Annotated in this window: 9 protein-coding genes; all 9 read left to right on the top strand. The window is 52.2% G+C overall.

Annotated features, from left to right (window positions below; all coding sequences use genetic code 11):
- Window positions 1-16 precede the first annotated feature (16 nt).
- The 9 genes from MKQ68_RS02935 to MKQ68_RS02895 are packed head-to-tail and all read left to right on the top strand — an operon-like array spanning window position 17 to window position 21,307.
- Window positions 17-3,292, top strand: coding sequence for a SusC/RagA family TonB-linked outer membrane protein (locus tag MKQ68_RS02935; RefSeq protein ID WP_264282006.1), 3,276 nt, complete (start codon window positions 17-19; stop codon window positions 3,290-3,292).
- Between the two features lie 19 nt (window positions 3,293-3,311).
- Entirely contained in the window at window positions 3,312-4,811 is a 1,500-nt protein-coding gene (locus tag MKQ68_RS02930; RefSeq protein WP_264282005.1) for a RagB/SusD family nutrient uptake outer membrane protein, read from the top strand.
- Between the two features lie 14 nt (window positions 4,812-4,825).
- Window positions 4,826-6,526, top strand: a complete 1,701-nt coding sequence (locus MKQ68_RS02925; RefSeq protein WP_264282004.1) for a fasciclin domain-containing protein — start codon at window positions 4,826-4,828, stop codon at window positions 6,524-6,526.
- 14 nt (window positions 6,527-6,540) lie between these two features.
- Window positions 6,541-7,980, top strand: a complete 1,440-nt coding sequence (locus tag MKQ68_RS02920; protein ID WP_264282003.1) for a fasciclin domain-containing protein — start codon at window positions 6,541-6,543, stop codon at window positions 7,978-7,980.
- Between the two features lie 37 nt (window positions 7,981-8,017).
- Complete coding sequence (locus MKQ68_RS02915; RefSeq protein ID WP_264282002.1) at window positions 8,018-11,173, top strand: SusC/RagA family TonB-linked outer membrane protein; 3,156 nt, start codon at window positions 8,018-8,020, stop codon at window positions 11,171-11,173.
- Window positions 11,174-11,205: 32 nt separating this feature from the next.
- A complete protein-coding gene (locus tag MKQ68_RS02910) occupies window positions 11,206-12,966 on the top strand; it encodes a RagB/SusD family nutrient uptake outer membrane protein (RefSeq protein WP_264282001.1) in 1,761 nt (586 codons plus the stop codon).
- A 24-nt stretch (window positions 12,967-12,990) separates the two neighbouring features.
- Window positions 12,991-15,843, top strand: a complete 2,853-nt coding sequence (locus MKQ68_RS02905; RefSeq protein WP_264282000.1) for a glycosyl hydrolase — start codon at window positions 12,991-12,993, stop codon at window positions 15,841-15,843.
- A gap of 25 nt (window positions 15,844-15,868) precedes the next feature.
- Window positions 15,869-17,980 carry a hypothetical protein gene (locus MKQ68_RS02900; protein ID WP_264281999.1) on the top strand — a complete coding sequence of 704 codons (2,112 nt, stop codon included), beginning with the start codon at window positions 15,869-15,871 and terminating at the stop codon, window positions 17,978-17,980.
- On the top strand, window positions 17,981-21,307 hold the full coding sequence (locus MKQ68_RS02895; protein ID WP_264281998.1) for a DUF4450 domain-containing protein: 3,327 nt from the start codon (window positions 17,981-17,983) through the stop codon (window positions 21,305-21,307).
- Window positions 21,308-21,314 lie beyond the last annotated feature (7 nt).

The raw sequence follows: 21,314 nt of genomic DNA, 5'->3' as shown, positions 1-21,314 counted from the left end.
GAATAACATTTCTGCTATGCTGAATTTTATAAAAAAGATAGCTTGCATATGCGCGCTGCTCGGCATTTACACCGCCGCTGCGCAGGCGCAGGCCCCGGCGGAAGGCACCCTCATTAAAGGGAAGGTGCTCGACTCCAAAACAAAGGACGCCCTCATTGGGGTATCCGTTGCCGAGGTTGATGCCGATGGCCGTATTATTAAAGGCACCGCCACCGATGTGGAAGGCAACTACGTGTTACGCGTAAGTAACCTGAAGAACAAGATCACCGCCTCCTACATCGGTTACCGTACCAACTCACAAACCTTGCAAGGCCGCACCACCGTTAACTTCCAGATGGTGAGCGGCAGCACGGACCTTAACACGGTGGAAATCATGGGTGGTCGTATGACCAACAATGGTATGCTACCCATCAAGGAACGTAACTCCACCCTCTCGATCGCGAAGATCAATGCGAAAGAACTGGAAGAGATGCAGGCCGCCAGTATTGACCAGGCATTGCAGGGCCGTTTGAGCGGTGTGGATATTACTGCTACGAGCGGCGATCCGGGAGCAGCGATGAACATCCGTATCCGTGGTGTATCATCGATCAGCAGCACCGGTAACCCACTGATCGTAGTAGATGGTATGCCCCTGGAAACAGAGATCCCCGGCGACTTTAACTTTGGCGCAGCAGACGAGCAGGGATATGCACAGTTATTGAACATTTCACCGGCAGATATCAAAGACATCAGCGTACTGAAAGATGCGGCCGCCACCGCAGTATGGGGTTCCCGCGCAGCGAACGGCGTACTGGTGATCACGACTAAACGTGGCAACATTGGTAAACCTGCCATTACGTATACGTTTAAAGGCTCCAAGTCTTACCTGCCGGAAGCGCTGCCTTTGCTGAGCGGCGACCAGTACTCTACCCTCATCCCCGAGGCGTTTATGAACCGTACCGGCCTGCCATTAAACACTACCACCGTACGCGAGTTCAATTACGACCCGAACGATCCTTACTGGTACCATAACTACAGCAACAACGTAAACTGGATTGATGCCATCTCACAGGTAGGTAACCTGCAGGACCACAATATCAGCATGAGTGGTGGTGGTGAAAAAGCCCGCTACTTTGCTTCTACCGGCTTCTTTAACCAAAAAGGTACCACACTGGGTACAGGCCTTAAAAGGATCAGCACACGTATCAACCTTGACTATTACATTTCTGAAAAGATCCGCATATTCACCAGCATCGCGTACACGCACAGCGACCTGCAGCGCAGCTACCTGAGCGACAAAGACGGTGCGATCCGCGGTATGGCGTATATTAAGATGCCGAACATGAGCGTTTTTGAATATGACGAAAACGGCAACCTTACGCCTAACTACTTCTCACCGGTATCGAACATCCAGGGTACTTATAGTCGTATCTTTAACCCGGTAGCCATGGCCGATAAAGCCAAGTATACCGTTGGTGGCGACAGGGTGATACCCAGGTTCCAGCTCAACTACGACATCATCAAAGACGTGCTGAAAACCACCATGGACGTTCAGTTTGACATCAACAACACGAAAAATAAAAGCTTCCTGCCACAAATCGCCACTGGCCGCCCGAATACAGAAACAGTGGTAAACCGTGCTTACGACGGCGACATTGATGTATTCAACATCGTTACCAAGTTCGATCTGGTATACACTCCACAGTTCAAGAATCCGGACCATCACCTGCTCACCTTCCTGAGCGTGATTGGCAGTGATGCGAAGGCAGTAAGCCAGGAGCTGATGACCTCTAACACAGCATCTTCTTTGATTACTGATCCGAGCGCACCTTCACGTACACAGAACCAGGAGCTGAACGCAGCTTCAGGCATTTCGCAAACACGTGCAATTGGCGCGGTAATTACTGCTCAATACGATTGGAAAGAGAAATACATTGTGAACGCAACGATCCGCGGCGACGGTAACTCCCGCTTCGGCCCGAACTACCGTTACGGCACCTTCCCTTCCATCTCGGTAAGATGGAGGCTGTCTGCAGAAAACTTCCTGAACAAGATAAAAATACTGGATGACCTCAGCTTCCGCGCCAGCTATGGCCAGAGCGGCGAGGCACCACGTTACGACTATACCTTCTACAACCGTTACGCTACCTACAACTGGAGCTACCTGGGCGAAGCAGGCGTATTCCCGGCAACGATGGAACTGAAAAACCTCCGCTGGCAAACCATTCACGGCAGCAACATCGGTGGTAACATTTCTATGTGGGGCGGTCGTTTCAGAGCAGATGTGGATATATACCGCAACCGTACCAAAGACCTGTTCTTTAACGGTCTGCAGATCGGCTCCTACAACGGTTACAGTGGCGTGAACATGAACGTGGGTACGCTCGACAACCAGGGTTGGGAAGTAGCGATGTGGACCACACCAATCAAACGTAAGGACTGGAACATCGGTTTTAACCTGAACATCTCCCGTAACGAAAACATCATCCGCGAGATCTCCGAGTTCTATCCAAGCACACAAGGCGATGTAACCAGGCTGGGTGAGTATATGCGCCTGTTACAGATCGACAATCCTTTCGGTTCGTTCTATGGTTACCGTTACAAAGGCGTATACACCGACAGAGAAGCTACCCGTGCGAAAGGTCCGGATGGCAAACCGATACTGGGCCCTACCGGCCAGGTGGTATATACCCGCTTCGGCTACCCTACCCTGGATTACACCTTCCAGCCGGGCGACGCGATGTATGAAGACATTAACCACGACGGCAACATCAACTATATGGACGTTGTATACCTTGGTAACAGCAACCCTAAGCTGTCGGGCGGTTTCGGTCCTTCGTTCGCATGGAAGAATAAATTCTTTATTTCTACCTTCTTCAACTTCAGGTTAGGTTACGACATCATCAACGGTACGAAGATGAACACTACCAATATGTACTTCTTCGACAACCAGAGCACCGCGGTATTACGCCGCTGGCGCAAAGAAGGCGACGTAACCGACATTCCGCGTGCGCTGATCAACGGCGGTTACAACTGGCTGGGCAGCGATCGTTATGTGGAGAATGCCTCTTTCGTGCGCTTCCGTACCATTACCGGCCGCTACACCTTCGATCCTAAGTTCGTGAACAACAAACTGAAGATGAAGAACCTGAGCGCATATGTAACTGCGGAAAACCTGTTTACCCTTACCCGTTATACCGGTCAGGACCCCGAGATAACCGCCACCGGCTCCGATCCGTTCAGGATTGCGTACGATTACTCGATGACGCCACCTGCAAAAATATTCACCATCGGCCTGGTAGCTGGGTTCTAACTCAAAAAAAGAAGCGAAAATGAAGCACAAACTGATATATACATGTTTATTGGCGGCAACGCTCGGCCTCAGCTCCTGCGACAAGTGGCTGGAGTTGAAACCGCAGGACGGCATCGTGCGTGAGGAGTTCTGGAAAACGAAAGAACAGGTGGACGCTGCGGTGACAGGCATTTACGCCTCCATGCTCGGCAGCGGCACCACTGGCCTGCCCCCTTTACCGGAATACCTGTTCATTTGGGGCGAAGCCCGTACCGACATGGTTACTCCCGGCTTCAGAGCCACCTCGAGTGAGCTTGATATTGTGAACTGGAACATCCTGCCCACCAATGCTTTCAGCAACTGGCGTTCACTGTACGAAACCATCAACTATTGCAATACCGTTATTGAGCTGGCACCAGGCGTGCTGAAGAACGATAACACCTTCACCCAGGCACACCTGGACAGGGCGATCGGCGAAGCCCGTACCATCCGCGCGCTCATGTACTTTTACCTGGTGCGCACCTTTAAAGAAGTACCGTTAAAACTCACGGCTACCATCAGCGACGAGGATATTAAGCCATTGGCGAAGAGCAGTGCCGACAGCGTATTGAACCAGATTGAACTGGATCTCACTACTGCCGAGCCGTTGCTGCCGACTACCTATGGCAACATCGACCGCGATAAAGGCCGCGCCACCCGTTATACGGTGAACGCTATCCTGGCAGACGTGTACCTGTGGCGTGAAAAATACCAGCAATGCGCAAACGAGTGCGACAAGGTAATCAACTCCGGCAACTTCGGACTGGTGGGTACTACCACCTCCCTGTTTGATGCGTTGTACTACAGGGGCAATTCTGCCGAGAGCATTTTTGAACTGCAATTCAGCGCCCAGAAGACCAACAGCTTTCACCCGATGATGTTGATCAGCACCCGCCGCTGGGGCGCCGCTCCGCACCTGATGGAAATGGTGTTTGGACAGGATGCGACCAACATTCCACCGCAGGAAGACAAACGCGGCGACGGCTGCTCCCTCCGCGCCAACGATGCCACCATCTGGAAATACATCGGCGCGAATGATGCCGGCACCGAGCTGCGCTCACAGGAACAATCCTTTGCACACTGGATCTTTTATCGTTACGCAGATATATTACTCATGAAGGCAGAAGCCATCAACCAGCTGAATCAGCCGCTGGAAGCTTCCCGCCTGGTAATGAACATCCGCAACCGCGCGAACGCACTGGAAGTTGGTCTTTCTATGGACTCTACCAGCCAGGAGAACATGGAAGAATTTATTCTTGCTGAACGCCAACGTGAATTTGCTTTTGAAGGTAAACGCTGGTACGATGTGTTGCGCAACGCAAAACGTAACAACTTCCTGAACCGCCGCTACCTGTTGGACATGGTATCGATCAGCATCCCGAAGGAAAGGCAGCAGGTGGCTTTCAATACACTGAGAGACGAGAACAGCCTTTACTTCCCGATCTTCCTGTATGAGATACAATCGAACACATTACTGGTACAAAATCCTTTCTATAAATAATTAATTCCCCTGTTATGAAAAATAAACTTTCATACCTCGTAGCGGTTAGTCTGCTCCTCTCCTTTGCAGTGGTGCAATCGTGCCAGAAGATGGAGATTAAGATAGAGACTACAGGAGATGTGAACATAGTTGGCTACCTGGAAAAATACCCAGACTCCTTCTCCCTGTTCAAACAGGTGCTGGACCGTACAGAGACCTCCGCGTTCCTGAATGCCTATGGCGCCTACACCTTCTTCGCACCGACCAACAGCGCGGTAAAGACCTGGCTCACACAATCGGGCTTCTCCAGCGTGGAAGCTGCCAATATTGAAACATTGAAAAGCATCGTACAGTTCCACCTGATCATGGATACGCTGACGACTACTTCCTTTAAAGACGGTAAATTGCCGGTACCAACCTTGTACGGTCAATACCTCATTACCGGTGTAAGCAATAAAGGCGGCAGCTCCAGCTTTATCGTAAACAGGCAGGCGCTGGTGATCAAATCGAACGTGCGTGTAGGCAACGGCTTCATCCACGAGATAGACCATGTACTGCAGCCTTCTACTACCACCCTGGCCAAACAACTGGAAGCCAAACCGGAGTTCTCCATCTTTGTACAGGCGATCAAAGAAACCGGTTTGTACGAGCGACTGAACACAGTGGATGCAGATACCAGCAAACGCTGGATGACACTGCTCGCAGAAAGCAACCGGGTATTGGCCGACAGCGGCATTCATTCTTACGCCGATCTTAAAGCAAAATATTCCAACACCGGCAATCCGACTAACCCGGCTGACAGTCTGCATATTTATGTAGCGTATCACATCCTCACCGGTGTGAAGTTCCTGGGTGATATCATTTCTACATCTGCCCACCAGACCCTGCAACCGCAGGAAGTGGTGAGCACGCAACTTATCAATTCAGAAGTAATTCTGAATGAAGACATGTTCAACGGCGTGCTGGAAAAAGGCGTAACCCTTATCCGCGATGTGAGCGACAACGCTGCCAGCAATGGCGTTTGGCACGATGCAGGCGGTCACTTTACCGCTAAGTACCGCCCACCAACAGCTGTATACTGGGACGTGAGCACCTTTACCGAGATCATGAAGATGCCGGCCAACTACCGCAAAGCCAACTTTGACTTCAGAAGGCAAACAGAGGCCGATCAGCCGTTGAAAGATATTTACTGGGGATGGGGTCCGCTGGCGGGTACTAATACCTTTACCTACTACTACAACTCCACCAACAGCGTTGGCCGTTATGCCGTGAACAACGACGTAAACCAATTGCCACTGGGCCTGCCCAACCGCCCGATCTGGTGGGAAATGGTAACGCCACCTATTGTAAAAGGCAAGTATAAAATATGGATGTGTTATTCCCGCAGTAAACAGTCATCCAGCTCCAACCAGCTGTGCCAGGTGACCGTTAACGGCGAACTGATGCCACGTACGTTCAACTTCACCGAGCTGCGTCCGAAAGGCAGCGATACCGAGCTGGAAGCCATCGGCTGGAAACAGTATACCGAAACCCGTGCGTACTCAGCCGACTCTAACTACGCAGGTAAACTGGTAGGTACTTATGAGTTTAAAACCACACAGCGCCAGTTGATCCGCATTATCCCGATCAGCGGCACGCAGAACAACAACTACCTCGACATGATCCACATCATCCCGGTTGACGACAACCAGCTGCTGCCGAAGTTTGCTACAGACGGGTCTAAGAAGTATAACTAGAAAACAAACGAACAATGCGCATCAACATCTATAAAATATTACTGGCTATCGCACTGGGCGCCACCGCCGTGACGGGCTGCGAGAAGTGGGACGAACACAACGCCCTCAACGATGCTTCCCTGTCCAACACCCTGCTGGCCCAGATACAATCCGAAGCTTCGCTGAGCAAGTTTGCGGAGCTGCTGGCGAAATCCGGCTACGACAAAGTATTATCCTCTTCTAAAACATTTACCGTATTTGCGCCGACCAACGACGCACTGGCCAACCTGGATGCGGGCATTGTAAGCGACACCGCGAAACTGAACCGTTTTATCGAGAACCACATTGCGTTGCAATCACAGTATTCGGCACAGGCCACCACGCAGCACCGTATTGCGTTCCTGAACGGCAAGTACGCGAACTTCCAAGGCAAAACGATAGAACAGGCGACCATTACAGCTGCCGACAAACAAGTGAAGAACGGCGTATTGCAGATCATCGACAAACCTTTGCCGGTGCTCGCCAATGCCTGGCAAACGCTGGAAAACAACGCCGCTATTCCCGCCAAACAAAAGGCCTACCTGTTGTCGCTGTTCCGTAATGTGTTTGATGCCACCAATGCAGAACAGATCGGCATTGATCCGAATACCGGTATGCCCGTTTACAAACCCGGCACCGATTCCATCCGCTCGAACCTCTTCTGGCAAAACGTGTATGATCTGCGTGATGAAAGTAAAAACTTCTCCCTGTTCGTGCTGGAAGATGCTGCCTGGGACGCGGAAGTGGCCAAGTTCCTGCCTTACACCACTGGCAGCACTGCAGACAGTACCGCCCTCTTCGCACAATGGACCGTGGTAAAAGACCTCGCCCGCGACACCCTCTACCGCGACGCCGACCTGCCGGACACCTTGTTATCGAAGTTCAATGTGAAAGTGCCAGTAAGCAAACTAACCATCAAACAAACGATCAAAACCAGCAACGGCAATGTGTACATCATGACCAAAGCCGAAGTGAAACCTTCGGAAAAGTTCAAACAATACCGGGTAGAGGGAGAAAACTGGCGTTTCATTACCGCAGAGAAACGCGGCAACATGTACGTTCGCGATCGTATCAACACCCTTACCGGCCTGCCCTTCCGCGATGTGGTGGCGAATGGTCATGGTACAGCGCAGTTCAGCCTGGGGTATGTAATTAACAACGTGCCCAGCATGAAATTTAAAGCCTACTGGGTAGCGGCGAACGATAATATTATCACCGTAAACTTTACACAGAAAGTATCCATCGGAGAGCCAACGACCATGTTGTTGCCTTACGTGACCGTTACGCCGAACACCTATTCGGAAGTATACCTGGGTGAGTTTACTATGAGCCAATATCAACCATCGTTCACTATTTACTTAACAGCAGCTAACTCCACCGCCGCAAACGCAAACCTGCTGGTGTGTGATTACATCAGGCTGGAACCCGTTTTTTAAACTGATATCAATGCACTATACCAATAAAAAATTCCCGATGAAGACGATCCTTGTGGTTGCATTTGTACTGGCGGCGGGATCTGCGGCAGCGCAGACCCAACCGGAGAGCGCGGCCAGGCAGGCAGTGGAGCGCGATGGAGTGCCGATTTTGAGCGGCGTTGTAAAAGACGCGGCCACCGGTAAACCGGCGGCGGGCATCCGTGTGGAAGTAGACAAATTTTCCGCCGCCATCACCGATACGGACGGTAAGTTTTCCCTGAAAGTACCCTCGCTGAGCGCCACCGTGATCGTAAGCGGCGAAGGCTACGACACCCGCCAGGTGCCGCTGAAAGGCCGCAAGTCGATCAGCGTAAGCCTGCAGGATGTGAGTCACCAGTCTTTCAGCGAAACGGTTACTTTGCCTACAGGCAACGTACCTAAAACCAATGTAACCGCCTCTGTCACGCAATATAACGTAGATCCCTGGGTGCAACACTCCGAAACACCGGATGCGATGCTGCAGGGCCGTATACCCGGTCTTAATGCGATCCGCCGCTCGGGCGTACAGGGTGCAGGCGCTAACCTGTTCCTGCGCGGTGCCAGCTCCTTATATGCGACCAACAAGCCGTTGATCGTGATCGATAATATGTTGTACGATAACAATGATTACGGACAGAGCATCATCGCGAACAACTATACGAATCCGCTGGCCCTCATCGATCCGAAGGATATCGAGAACGTTACGGTGATCCGCGACGCGTCTTCTATCTACGGTACCAAAGGTGCGAATGGCGCGATCCTGATTACGACGTCGAGGGCCAAGGAACAGGCGACCCGCATCAGTTTTGGTGCATTCGCAGGCTATAACAGCGCACCTAAAAGGCTGCCTGTCATGAACGCCGCCGACTACCGCATTTACCTCAGCGAAATGCTGCAAAGCAAAGGCCTTACCAGCACCGAGATCGCTGCACTGCCTTATATGAACGACAATCCGTCGAACCCGGACTATGCCAGCTATCACTACAATACCGACTGGCAGGACCAGGTGTTCCAGGGCAGCATGACCAACAACTATTATTTGAAAGTAACCGGGGGTGATAACATCGCTACTTACGGCCTGAGCGTGGGTGCTACCAACAACCAGGGTACTGTAAGAACGACCGATCTTTCCCGCTACAATACCCGCTTTAACGCCGAGTTTAACTTCACCCGTAAGTTTACCGGTTATGCGAACCTGGCCTTTACGTACAATGAGCAAAACCTGAAAGACCAGGGTATTGCGGATCAGACCGCGCCGATCTATTTATCACTGATCAAATCACCATTCCTTACCACACACGTCGTAAACGCGGAAGGTGTACGCAGCCCGAACCTGGCAGACAAAGACACCCTGGGCATCAGCAACCCTGCGGCAGTGATCAACAACATGCAGGCTTACAATCGCTACTACCGCTTCCTGGGCTCCTTTGGTTTTAAATATGACTTCGATGATTCCTGGAGCGCGAGTACCTTGTTCAGTGTGATGTACGATAAAGTGAGAGAGAACATCTTTGTGCCAAGTACCGGTGTGGCGAAGGACACCCTCTCCAACGCCATCGCCAGAAACAGGCTGGGCTCGCAGGTGAAACGCATTTACTCCATGTACAGCGACAGCCGCATCAGCTATAAAAAGAACATCAACAACACTCATAACATCAGCGCTAACCTTGGCCTGCGTTACCAGAAAAACACGGCAGAACAGGATTACGCGCTGGGTTACAACTCCGCTACCGACGAACTGGTGAGTGTGCAGAACGGCCTGGCTGCTTTAAGGCAGATTGGCGGCGGCATCGGCGAATGGAACTGGATGAGCGTTTACCTGAATGCAGATTACGGCTTCCTGAATAAATACTTCCTGTCGTTTAACGTAGCTGCTGACGGCTCCTCCCGCTTTGGCAGGGAAGCGAAGAATGGCATCGCGATGAGCGGTATCCATTGGCCTGTAATGCCTTCTATCGGCGCGGCATGGCTCATTTCTTCCGAAGACTTTATGCAATCTTCTTCCATCGACCTGCTGAAACTGCGCGCTACGTACAGTCTTACCGGCAACGATGATATCGGCAACTACACTGCCCGACAGACCTACGGTTCACAAAACCTGTTAGGCATGCAGGGCCTGGTGCGTAACGGCATCGCCAACCCCGCACTGCAATGGGAAACGGTAAAGAAACTGAACGCTGGTCTGGACCTGGCCCTGTTTAACGAACGGGTGAGCCTGAGTGCAGACGTGTTCCAGAACAGGACCAGCAACATGCTGGTGTACGAGAACATCGCTTCTCCCACCGGTTTTGCCACCATCCTGACGAACAACGGCGGCATGAAAACTACCGGTTACGAAGCTGCGTTGAACGTACGCGTTGTAAACCGTCCCAAATTGAAATGGGATGTGGGCGTGAATATGAGCACCTATAAAAACCGCGTTACCTCCGTACCGAACGGTCGTATTGAAACCGAATATGCTGGCGCTACCTTGCTCACCATCGATGGTTACCCTGCTTCGCAGTTCTACGGTTACAAATCAAACGGCGTGTTCAGCACACAGGCTGAGGCAGATGCCGCTAACCTGCGTAAAAGAAACAATGATGGCAGCTTTACCAGCTTCGCTGCAGGCGACGTACACTTCGAAGATGTAAATAACGATGGTATAATCGATGCCAGCGACCGCGTAAACATCGGCAACCCTACGCCTGATTACACCGGTGGTGTTAATACCCGCGTAATCTGGGACCGCTTTGAGCTGAATGCGTTGTTTACCTTCAGCAAAGGCAACTCCGTTTACAACTATACGCGTGCCCGCCTGGAGGCTGCAGCAGGTGTGGAAAACCAGCTGCTGAGCGTAAACAACCGCTGGCGCTACGATGGCCAGACCGGCGCCGCACCGAAAGCCACCTGGGGCGACCCGATGGGCAACGGCCGCTTCTCTGACCGCTGGATAGAAGACGGATCTTACTTCCGCCTGCGCAGCCTGTCCCTCCAATACTACATCCCGTTAAAGAACATGATCCTGAAGAGCGCTTCTGTATATGCCACGGGTAACAACCTGTTTACGCTCAGCAAATACAAAGGCTTCGATCCCGAGTTCAGCGCAGGCCCGAGCCTCTTTGCACAAGGCATCGACATGGGCCTCGATCCGCTGTATCGTAACATTACACTGGGCGTAAGAATAGGGCTGTAACATTATCAACTTAAAGAACAATTGCTACGATCATGAAGCAACTTAAAATAAAAGCGATATTACTGGCAACGGCATTGTCCATCGGTTCCGTATCGTGCAAAAAGATTTTCGACGTACCACCTAAAGATCAACTGGACATCAGCCAGATGTATCGCGACGTATATGATGCGGATGCGGCCATCGTGGGCCTCTACGGCAAGTTCCAGTTGCTGGCGGAGCAATACATTGTGCTGAACGAATTGCGTGCAGACATGATGAACTATACCATCAACGCGAACCAGCATCTCCGCCAGATGAGCACACACAGTGTAACACCTGGTAATCCATATGCAAGTCCGCGCCCGTTCTATGAACTGATCATCAACTGTAATGATGTATTGAAAAACTTCAACATCATGCGCCGCGATAAAAAGCTGGATGAAGCAGAATATGATCAGCGCTACTCAGACGTAGGCGCGCTCCGCTCCTTCCTGTACCTGCAACTGGGCATTCACTACGGTGACATACCTTATGTGACCAGTGCATTGGAGAATGTAGATGCGATCAAAGACCAGAAGAACTTTCCCCGTGTACCATTCGACGCGCTGCTGGACTCGCTGATCAACTTTACAGAAGCATTGCCGTCCAAAGCTGAATACCCTACCGGATCGACCTTGAACATCAGCGTTGACGGCTACCCGACCAATAAATGGTTCATCAACAAAAAAGTGTTGCTGGGCGACCTGCATCTCTGGAAAGGTAACTATGTTAAGTCGGCCACCTGGTATAGGGAAGTGATGGAAACTGCTACAGTGGGCTCTCCCGGCGGCGCCTACTACCAGATGTATAAGTTAGGATGGGATTCGAATAACGACAACGACCATTACATCAGCTACTCCCGCGCAGGCGATGCGACCTCCCTGGTATGGAATACCGGCTGGCGCGTAACCTTTGAGCAGGCCATGAACACAGAAGGCTTCCGCAGGGAATGGATATGGGCCTTGCCGTTCGATAACAAATTTAAACCCGGCAACCCGTTTGTGAAGCTGTTCTCTCCCATCGGTGGCGATTACCTGATCAAACCTTCGCAGGCGGCGATCGATATGTGGGCCAATGAGCAGCAACGACCGGCGACTACGACTGGTGCAGCAGGTTTGCCCTATGACGCCCGCGGACTGCTTAGCTGGCAGAATGTCGGTGGTCAGCCCGTGGTAATGAAATACCTGTATAACTACCTGAGCTGGCAAACGCAGCAACCGTTTAACCTGTTGCAGCGCGATAGCAAATGGTTCCTGTTCCGCCAGACACACCTGCACCTTCGTTTCTCGGAAGCTGCTAACCGTGCAGGAAAACACCGGCTGGCCTGGGGATTAATGAACCAGGGCATTGGCCATGCTTATGGCGCACCAAGTGGTGTTACCGACATGACAAACTATCAAAACAGCCTGGCAGAACCCTACCCATTTAACTTTGACGCCCGCAACAGCGGCAGTAACGGTGTACCTTACTTCCGTGCAGACTGGTACCGTAACAACGGGATCAGGGCGAGAGCAAATGTTGTCAATACCACGGTGCCTGCAGCAGACAGCCTGATGACCATCGAAACCGATCTGATTAAAGAAACAGCACTGGAAGATGGCTTTGAAGGCACCCGCTGGCCCGACCTGTTACGTGTGGCATTACGCCGTAACGACCCGAGCTTCCTGGCCGACAAGATCTACGCAAAATTGCAAAAGGACGGCGTTGCGGATGCCGGCGCTGTAAGAGCTAAACTGATGAACAAAGCGAATTGGTATCTGCCATTCGATCTATAGAAGATTAAACTGTATCTTATCGACATGTTGAAATGGAACCATCTGTGCATATGCGCACTGCTTGCTGCTAATACGACTTCGGCCCAGGTGAAATGGCCGGCGATCACACAAACCGCCAAACCCTGGACCCGCTGGTGGTGGGAAGGCAGTGCGGTGACCGAAAGCGGTTTAACCTCCGCTATGGAAAAGTATAAACAGGCCGGCCTCGGCGGATTGGAAGTAACACCGATTTACGGTGTGAAAGGACAGGAAAAACTATTTATCCCTTTTCTTTCCGACCGCTGGATGCACATGCTGGACTATACCTTACAGGAAGGCAAACGATTGGGACTGGGCATTGATATGGCCACCGGCACCGGCTGGCCCTTTGGCGGGCCCTGGGTCACGGATGCAGATGCGAGTAAATATGTCACTTATAAAACTTACACACTAAAAGCCGGCACGCCTCTCAGCGAGCCGGTGCAGTTTATACAGGAACCCATTTTCCGCTCCGCCAACAATAAACCGTTTGCGCAAACGCCGCAGGTATTAGAGCCCATCAGCGCTAACACCAACCTGCAGGAGCTGGCGATCGACCAGGTACGTTTTCGCAAACCGTTGCCGTTAGTAGCGCTGCTGGCCTACGATGCCAAAGGTGCCGTCACCGACATCACCGGCAAAGTGGACGCAAATGGTAAACTGAACTGGACGCCAACCGGCGACGTAACCCTGTACGCATTGTTCCAGGGCTGGCATGGTAAGATGGTAGAACGTGCCGCGCCAGGCGGCGAAGGCATGGCCATCGACCACTTCTCGCTGCCCGCCATTCAACATTACCTGGGGCACTTCGACACCGCCTTTAAAGGCCACAGCCTGGCGGGTCTGCGCAGCTTCTTCAATGACTCTTACGAAGTGGACGATGCGCGTGGTCAGTCCAACTGGACGCCCGGCTTCTTCGCCGAATTTAAACAGCGCCGCGGCTACGACCTGCAACAACAATTACCGGCGTTATTCGCGAAGGATGGGACGGATAAGCATACACGTGTTTTGTACGATTACCGTATGACCGTTTCTGAACTGTTGCTGGAGAAGTTCACACAGCCCTGGCATGGATGGGCAAAATCCAAACAAAAACTCATTCGTAACCAGAGCCACGGATCACCGTCGAACATACTAGACCTGTACGAGGCGATCGACATCCCGGAAACAGAAGGTACCGACATCTTACGTTTCAAGTTCGCGACTTCCGCCGCCAGCTTCGCCGGCAAACAATTAGCTTCCGCAGAAGCAGCCACCTGGCTGGACGACCACTTCCTGTCTACGTTAGGCGACGTAAAACAATCCGTCGACAAATACTTTATCGGCGGTGTGAACCACATCTTTTATCACGGCACGAACTACTCGCCAACCGATAGTCCGTGGCCGGGATGGTTGTTTTATGCGGCCGTACACTTCACGCCCTCCAATCCCTTCTGGCGTGACTTCGATGCACTGAACAAGTATGTAGCCCATTGCCAGAGCTTTTTACAGCAAGGGCGCGCGGACAATGACGTGTTGTTATACTTCCCCTTCCATGACAGGAACTGCCAGCCGGGACGGGACATGTTACATCATTTCGACGGGATGGAAGGTTTTGAAAAAACCGCCTTTCAGCATGCCGGTGAAGAGATGCTTACCCATGGCTACACCTTCGACCTCGTGTCCGATAAACAGCTGCTGTCGCTAAAGAACAATTTGCAGTCAGCGGGCGGTAAGTACCAGGCGATCTTACTCGCAGACGTACAGCACATTCCCCTGGTCACCTTCGAGAAGTTGCTGGAGCAGGCCAATAATGGTGCAACACTGCTGTTCTACAAAAACATGCCTGCCGATGTGCCCGGACTGCACAACGCCCAAAGCAATCAAACTAAATTAAAAGCTTTAAAAGAGAAGATACGGTATGATGCAAACGGCATAGCCAAATATGGCAAGGGCCGCATCATCCTCGGAAATGATATAGATGCGTTACTGGAAGCTGGTCGCGTACGGAGTGAAAGTTTGCAAGGACTGCAATTCGTAAGACGCGCTACCAGTGAAGGCACCGTATACTTCATCACCAACACCGGTACCAGCCGCTTTAACGGTTACGTTACACCTGCCGCAGCGGGCAAATACAACATACTGTTCGATCCTATGCAGGAACGCGCTGGTTTGGCCAGCACCCGGACGGGGCAGGACGGGAAAATGCAAATAATGCTGCAACTTGAGGTGGGAGAAAGCTGCATTCTTAAAACAGGGAATGTGGCAGTGACGGGCAGCGTGTACCCTTATGTGCAGGCGGTGGGCGCGCCGCAAAATATTGCAGGCAGCTGGCAGCTACAGTTCCTGGAAGGCGGCCCCGCATTACCGGCAACGGCTACACTGTCGGCACCCAAAGCGTGGACAGACTCAGACCAGGAAGGCGTTAAACAATTCTCGGGTACGGCGAAATACACCACCCGTTTCGAAAAGCCTGATGGTCCGGCCACTGCAACGGCCTGGGTGTTAGACCTGGGCAAAGTATCGGAAAGTGCGGAAGTGATATTGAACGGCAAAAGCATCGGTAAAGTGTTAGGTCCAACCTACAAACTGACCATACCGGTAACCGCCTTAAAAGGCGACAACCAGCTGGAGATCGTGGTGACCAATGGGATGCGCAACCGCATTATCGATATGGAGAAGAAAGGCATCAACTATAAGAATTTCTATAACACCAACTTTCCTTCAAAGAAAGCGGAGAACCGGGGAGCCGACGGCCTGTTTACAGCAGCCAACTGGCAACCGGCACCAGCAGGACTACTCTCGGACGTAACATTAACGCCTGTTTCCGTCATGCAGGACAAAGCCACCGGGAAGGAAATGTTGCAGCCTGTGCCTTAACACCGGCCAACAAGTAAGTACACGCATGAGAACCACATTACTGATACTATGTACCTGCAGCTTCCTGGCAGCCAGTGCGCAACGCATTAACCGCGAAGCCCTGGTACGCCGACATAACGTACGTCTTACCGAAGCAGACACCCTTGCATCCCTCACTGTTGGCAACGGCAACTTCGCCTTTACTGCCGACGTTACCGGGTTTCAATCTTTTCCGGATGAATATGCCAATGGCGTACCCCTGGGCACCCAGTCCGTATGGGGCTGGCACAGTTACCCGAACACAGAGCAGTACCGCTTCGACGAAACCTTACGTGAGTACAAATTGGAAGGCAGAACGATACCCTACGCGGTACAGATCAAAGAACCAGAGCGCAACAGAAAAGCCGTAGACTATTTTCGCGTAAACCCACACCGTTTGCAGTTAGGGAATGTAGCTTTAGTGATCTTAAAAGCAGATGGGAGTCGTGCGGGGATCAGTGATATAAAGAACATCAACCAGCAGCTGGATATGTGGACGGGAGAATTGCGCAGCGCGTTTACCGTGGAAGGGCAGCCCGTACAGGTAAGCACCTATGGCCACCAGCAGCACGATGCCGTATCTTTTAAAGTTACCTCGCCCCTGCTGGCTTTGCAGCGGTTGCAGATACAAGTACAAGTACCTAACCCGAACGGTCAGTTTAAGGATGTGGGCAACACCTTCGCCTCTCCCAAACACCAGGTGGAACTGAGCACCAAAGCGACCAGCGCCGATCTGAAAGTAACACTTGACACCAGCATTTATCATATTACACTGGGCTGGAAGCAATCTGCCGCGTTGCAGATGGAGAATAACAAACTGTTTCTGAGGCCGGGCAACGTGCCGCAGTTTGAATGTACAGCGATGTTCTCGCCGGCGGGCAGTGATGTCGTTCCTGCGTATGTGCAGTCCGAACAGAGCAGCCGTGCAGGCTGGAAGGCCTTCTGGCAGTCTGGCGGTGCCGTGGACCTGAGCGGCAGCAAAGACAAACGTGCCAACGAACTGGAAAGAAGGATCATCTTATCGCAATACCTTACCAAACTGCAATGCTCGGGCCCTTATCCGCCGCAGGAAACGGGTCTGACCTATAACAGCTGGTATGGCAAACCCCACCTGGAAATGCACTGGTGGCATGCGGTACACTTCGCGTTGTGGGGCCGCCCGGAACTGATGGAGCGCAGTCTCGACTGGTATTTTAAAGCGGCACCTTTAGCGAAAGCGCAGGCACAGCGCCAGCACTTCGATGGGTTAAGATGGCAGAAGATGGTGGACCATGAGGGAAATGAATCACCTTCCTCCGTGGGGTCGTTCCTGATATGGCAGCAGCCACACTTCATCTACATGGCCGAACTGCTGTACCGCCACAAACCGGGTAAAGCTGTACTGGATAAATACAAAGAGTTGTTGTATGCTACGGCAGACTTCATGGCCTCCTACCCCGCTTACGATGCCAATAAAAAGCATTACATCCTCGGCCGCGGATTAATACCCGCACAGGAATGTTTTGATGCCATGAGCACCTTTAACCCGACCTACGAACTGGCTTACTGGCACTGGGCATTAGACGTAGCCCAGCAATGGCGCGTACGCGACGGTCTGCCAAGGCATCCGAAGTGGGATGAGGTGATGCAGAAACTGGCGCCGCTGCCACAACAAAACGGCGTATACCTGGCTACTGAAAGCACGCCAGACTGTTATACCAACGAACGTTACCTCGCCGACCACCCGGCGGTACTGGGCGCTTACAGCACCATTCCTGCGGCCCATGGCCTCGATACAACCGTGATGCGCAATACCCTGCAACTCGTTTGGAAGATCTGGAAATGGGACGATACCTGGGGCTGGGACTTCCCTTTAACCGCCATGACCGCCGCCAGGCTGCACGAGCCGGCGAAGGCCATCGATGCATTATTGATGCCCATCCGCACTAATACTTACTTAAAGAACGGACATAATTACCAGGATGGAAGACTGACCATTTACCTGCCTGGCAACGGCGGACTGCTAAGCGCCATCGCGATGATGTGCGCCGGTGTAGATGCCGATAAAGGAACGAACATCGGCTTCCCGAAGGACGGTAGCTGGAAAGTAAAATGGGAAGGATTAAAAAAGATGTTTTAGATGAGGGGATCCAAAAGATATCTGGTCACTTTGCTGGTAAGCTGCGCCTGCGGAACGCTGCAGGCACAGGAACCGGCGCTGTGGCATAATAAACCCCGCAGTGTACACTACCTGCCGGAGGGCAGTGACTTTGTATGCACGAACGGGAAGCTACGCTTTAACCGGGCGCTGTACGGCACCAATACCGGCTTCAGGGCCGAAGCAGGCGACCTGCCCGAATTTGCATTATACCTCCCGGGCATGGGCGGCAATTTGAGATTAGGGTTGATGGGAAAAGCCGGCACCAAATGGCTCACCGAAGCGCAACACATCAAAGCTACTTACCGCCCTGGTGCGATGCTGTACGAGATCACCGATCCGATGTTAGGCAATGGCAGCGTGCAACTGCAGGTACTGGCGCTCGCCGATGCAGAAGGACTGATCATCAGAACGAACTTTAAAAATGTAACTAACGGTGTAGAAATCGTGTGGGCTTATGGTGGCGCTACCGGTAAAAAGTTTAGCCGTGACGGTGATATCGGTGCCGATCCGGAATCTGTATTTTACCTGCATGCGGCTAACTGTAAAGACAATCAGTACACACTGAACGGTAATCGTTTTACACTGACCATCCCCAACGGTAAACGCATCAACGGACAGATGCCCGGCCCGGTAAGAACCTCCGACGCCAGCTTCACTACGCCGGATGCGATATACACAAATAACGCCGCTGCGGCGCCCATCGTAACCGGTAAATTCGCCGCCAGCACGAACGATCAATACCTTCTACTGACCACCGGAGAGATCAGTCAGCCGTTACCAACGCTGTTCAAAGCAGCCGAAGCGGCAAGGCAAAAACTGGTTGCCAGGGTTAAGCTGCAAACACCTGATAAATACCTGAACACCCTGGGCGGCGCCCTCAGCGTAGCCGGCGACGCCATCTGGGAAGCGCCTACCTACCTGCACGGGGCAGTTGCCTGGCGCATGCGCCTCAACGCCTGGCGCGGGGCTTACGTGGCCGATCCGCTAGGTTGGCACGACCGGGCAAGGCAACACTTCTCCAGTTACGCGTTATCGCAGATCACTACTCCACCGGTAACAGGCGTGGTAGCCGATACGGCCCTTAACCTGGCCAGGCAGCAGGAGAAAGTAGGCAACGCATTATTCAGCGATGGCTACATCTGCCGCAATCCGAATGGCGACATCAGGGCGCATCACTACGATATGAACCTGGTGTTTGTAGACCAGTTACTGAACCACTTTAACTGGACGGGCGACACCGCCTACCTTCGCCAGCAATGGCCGCTGCTGAAGCGCCACCTGGCCTGGGAAAAACGCAACTTCGACGCCGATAATGACGGCCTGTATGACGCATACGCAGCCATTTGGGCCAGCGATGCATTGCAATACAGCGGCGGCGGCGTTACACATACCTCAGCTTATAACTATCGCGCAAATAAAACCGTAGCGCAACTCGCGAAACTGATTGGTGAAGATGCGACGCCTTACGAAAAGGAAGCGACGCACATCGCAGCGGCCGTAAGCAAACAATTGTGGCTGTCCGACAAAGGATGGTATGCCGAGTATAAAGACCTGTTAGGGAATCAGCTTGTACACACCACGCCCGGCATCTGGACGATCTACCATGCATTGGATGCTCAACTTCCGGATGCTTTCCAGTCCTGGCAAAGCCTCCAGTACATTCGTTCGCAACTGCCGCACATACCGGTGAAAGCTACCGGGTGGAATGAAAACAACCTGCAACTCGTAAGCACCACGAACTGGCAACCTTACACCTGGTCGATCAATAACGTAGCGTTGGCGGAGAACCTGCATGCGGCATTGGCGTACTGGCAGGGCAATCGTGCGGAAGATGCGTTTTCGCTGTTCCGTAGCTCGCTGCTGGAAAGTATGTACCTCGGTGCTTCCCCGGGCAATTTTCAACAGTTATCATTTTACGATGCCGTGCGCGGAGAGTTGTACCGCGACTTTGCAGACCCTGTAGGCATGGCGGCGCGTGCACTGGTAGAAGGCCTGTTCGGCATACAGCCCGACCTGTTAAATAACCGTCTGCGCGTTCAGCCTGGACTGCCCGCTGAGTGGAACGACGCCTCGCTGCAAGTACCGGATGTAAGCTTCAGCTTTAAAAGAAATAACAATACTGAAACATATACGATCACACCCACCTTTGGCAGAAGTTTGGAACTGGAACTGGTGGTTCCTGCTTTCAAAGACGACTGGGAATCGATAATCGTAAATGGCAAACCCGCCAAGGCAACCATACATACAACAACCGTCGGCCGCCCGTTATTGGTGATCAATGCAGCACCGGCAAAGGTGTATAGCGTAGTAGTACAATGGAAAGGCCAACAGCCGGAAGTGCCAGTATTCAATCAATCCGCGTTGAATACCCGCACCGCAGATATCCTGAAAGTGTACGATCCTCAATCATGCCTGGAAGCGCCACAACAACAGGCGCGTAAATTCACAGCGCAAACGAAAGGAACCGGCAATAAAACTTTCTTTATCCAACTGAAACAAGGCCGCTTTACCTGGTGGCAGCCTGTCAACTTCGACGTGGCCGCAGTGAGCAAACCACTTATCGCAACGAACATCAATGAACGATCTGTATTCGAATCTGTTTCGATCCCTTTTAACGATAAAGTGGGCAACATATTCAAACAACGTTATCTCTCGCCGAGGCCTGCTGTGCCTACCTTGCAGCTGCCTACGCAGGGCATCGGCAACTGGTGTTATCCAAACGCCACGGCGAACATCGATGACAGTGGATTACGGAAAGCCGCCGGCAGTAACAACCAGGTTAAAACAACTAAAGGCATACCGTTTCAAACGCCTTCGGATACACTAAAAAGCAATGTTCTCTTTACATCGATGTGGGATAACTATCCCGACCAGGCAACGGTGCCGTTAACAGGCAAAGCGTCCCATGTATGGTTACTGATGGCAGGTTCCACCAATCCGATGCAAAGCAGGATGTGCAACGGCGTAGTAGAAGTGAATTATACCGATGGCTCGAAAGATACACTGGAACTGCGCAACCCGGAGAACTGGTGGCCCATCGAGCAAAACTATCTTACCGATGGCTATGCCTTCACTACCGGCGCGCCGGCACCGGAAAGGCTGTACCTGAAAGAAGGTGTATTTGCTACCAATCCGCCAAAATACGATGCGATCAAAGGCTTCTCTACCCGCGCGGTACAAGGTGGCGCAGCTACGGTATTGGACATGCCTTTACAGGCAGATAAAACGCTGCAATCCGTGACGCTGCGCGCGATAACAAATGATGTGGTAATCGGGCTGATGGCAGCCACACTTTTAAGAAATTAACACAAAG

The organism is Chitinophaga horti (genome assembly GCF_022867795.2).
In the GTDB taxonomy this organism is placed as follows: domain Bacteria; phylum Bacteroidota; class Bacteroidia; order Chitinophagales; family Chitinophagaceae; genus Chitinophaga; species Chitinophaga horti.
The sequence above is the reverse complement of the archived record's forward strand: the minus strand, read 5'-3'. Positions and strand labels throughout refer to the sequence as shown.

Excerpts from the sequence above, each read along its gene's own strand:
- MKQ68_RS02925 (WP_264282004.1), top strand. The coding sequence starts at position 4,826 with ATGAAAAATAAACTTTCATACCTCGTAGCGGTTAGTCTGCTCCTCTCC.
- MKQ68_RS02895 (WP_264281998.1), top strand. The coding sequence starts at position 17,981 with ATGAGGGGATCCAAAAGATATCTGGTCACTTTGCTGGTAAGCTGCGCC.
- MKQ68_RS02930 (WP_264282005.1), top strand. The coding sequence starts at position 3,312 with ATGAAGCACAAACTGATATATACATGTTTATTGGCGGCAACGCTCGGC.
- MKQ68_RS02920 (WP_264282003.1), top strand. The coding sequence starts at position 6,541 with ATGCGCATCAACATCTATAAAATATTACTGGCTATCGCACTGGGCGCC.
- MKQ68_RS02905 (WP_264282000.1), top strand. The coding sequence starts at position 12,991 with ATGTTGAAATGGAACCATCTGTGCATATGCGCACTGCTTGCTGCTAAT.
- MKQ68_RS02910 (WP_264282001.1), top strand. The coding sequence starts at position 11,206 with ATGAAGCAACTTAAAATAAAAGCGATATTACTGGCAACGGCATTGTCC.
- MKQ68_RS02915 (WP_264282002.1), top strand. The coding sequence starts at position 8,018 with ATGAAGACGATCCTTGTGGTTGCATTTGTACTGGCGGCGGGATCTGCG.
- MKQ68_RS02935 (WP_264282006.1), top strand. The coding sequence starts at position 17 with ATGCTGAATTTTATAAAAAAGATAGCTTGCATATGCGCGCTGCTCGGC.
- MKQ68_RS02900 (WP_264281999.1), top strand. The coding sequence starts at position 15,869 with ATGAGAACCACATTACTGATACTATGTACCTGCAGCTTCCTGGCAGCC.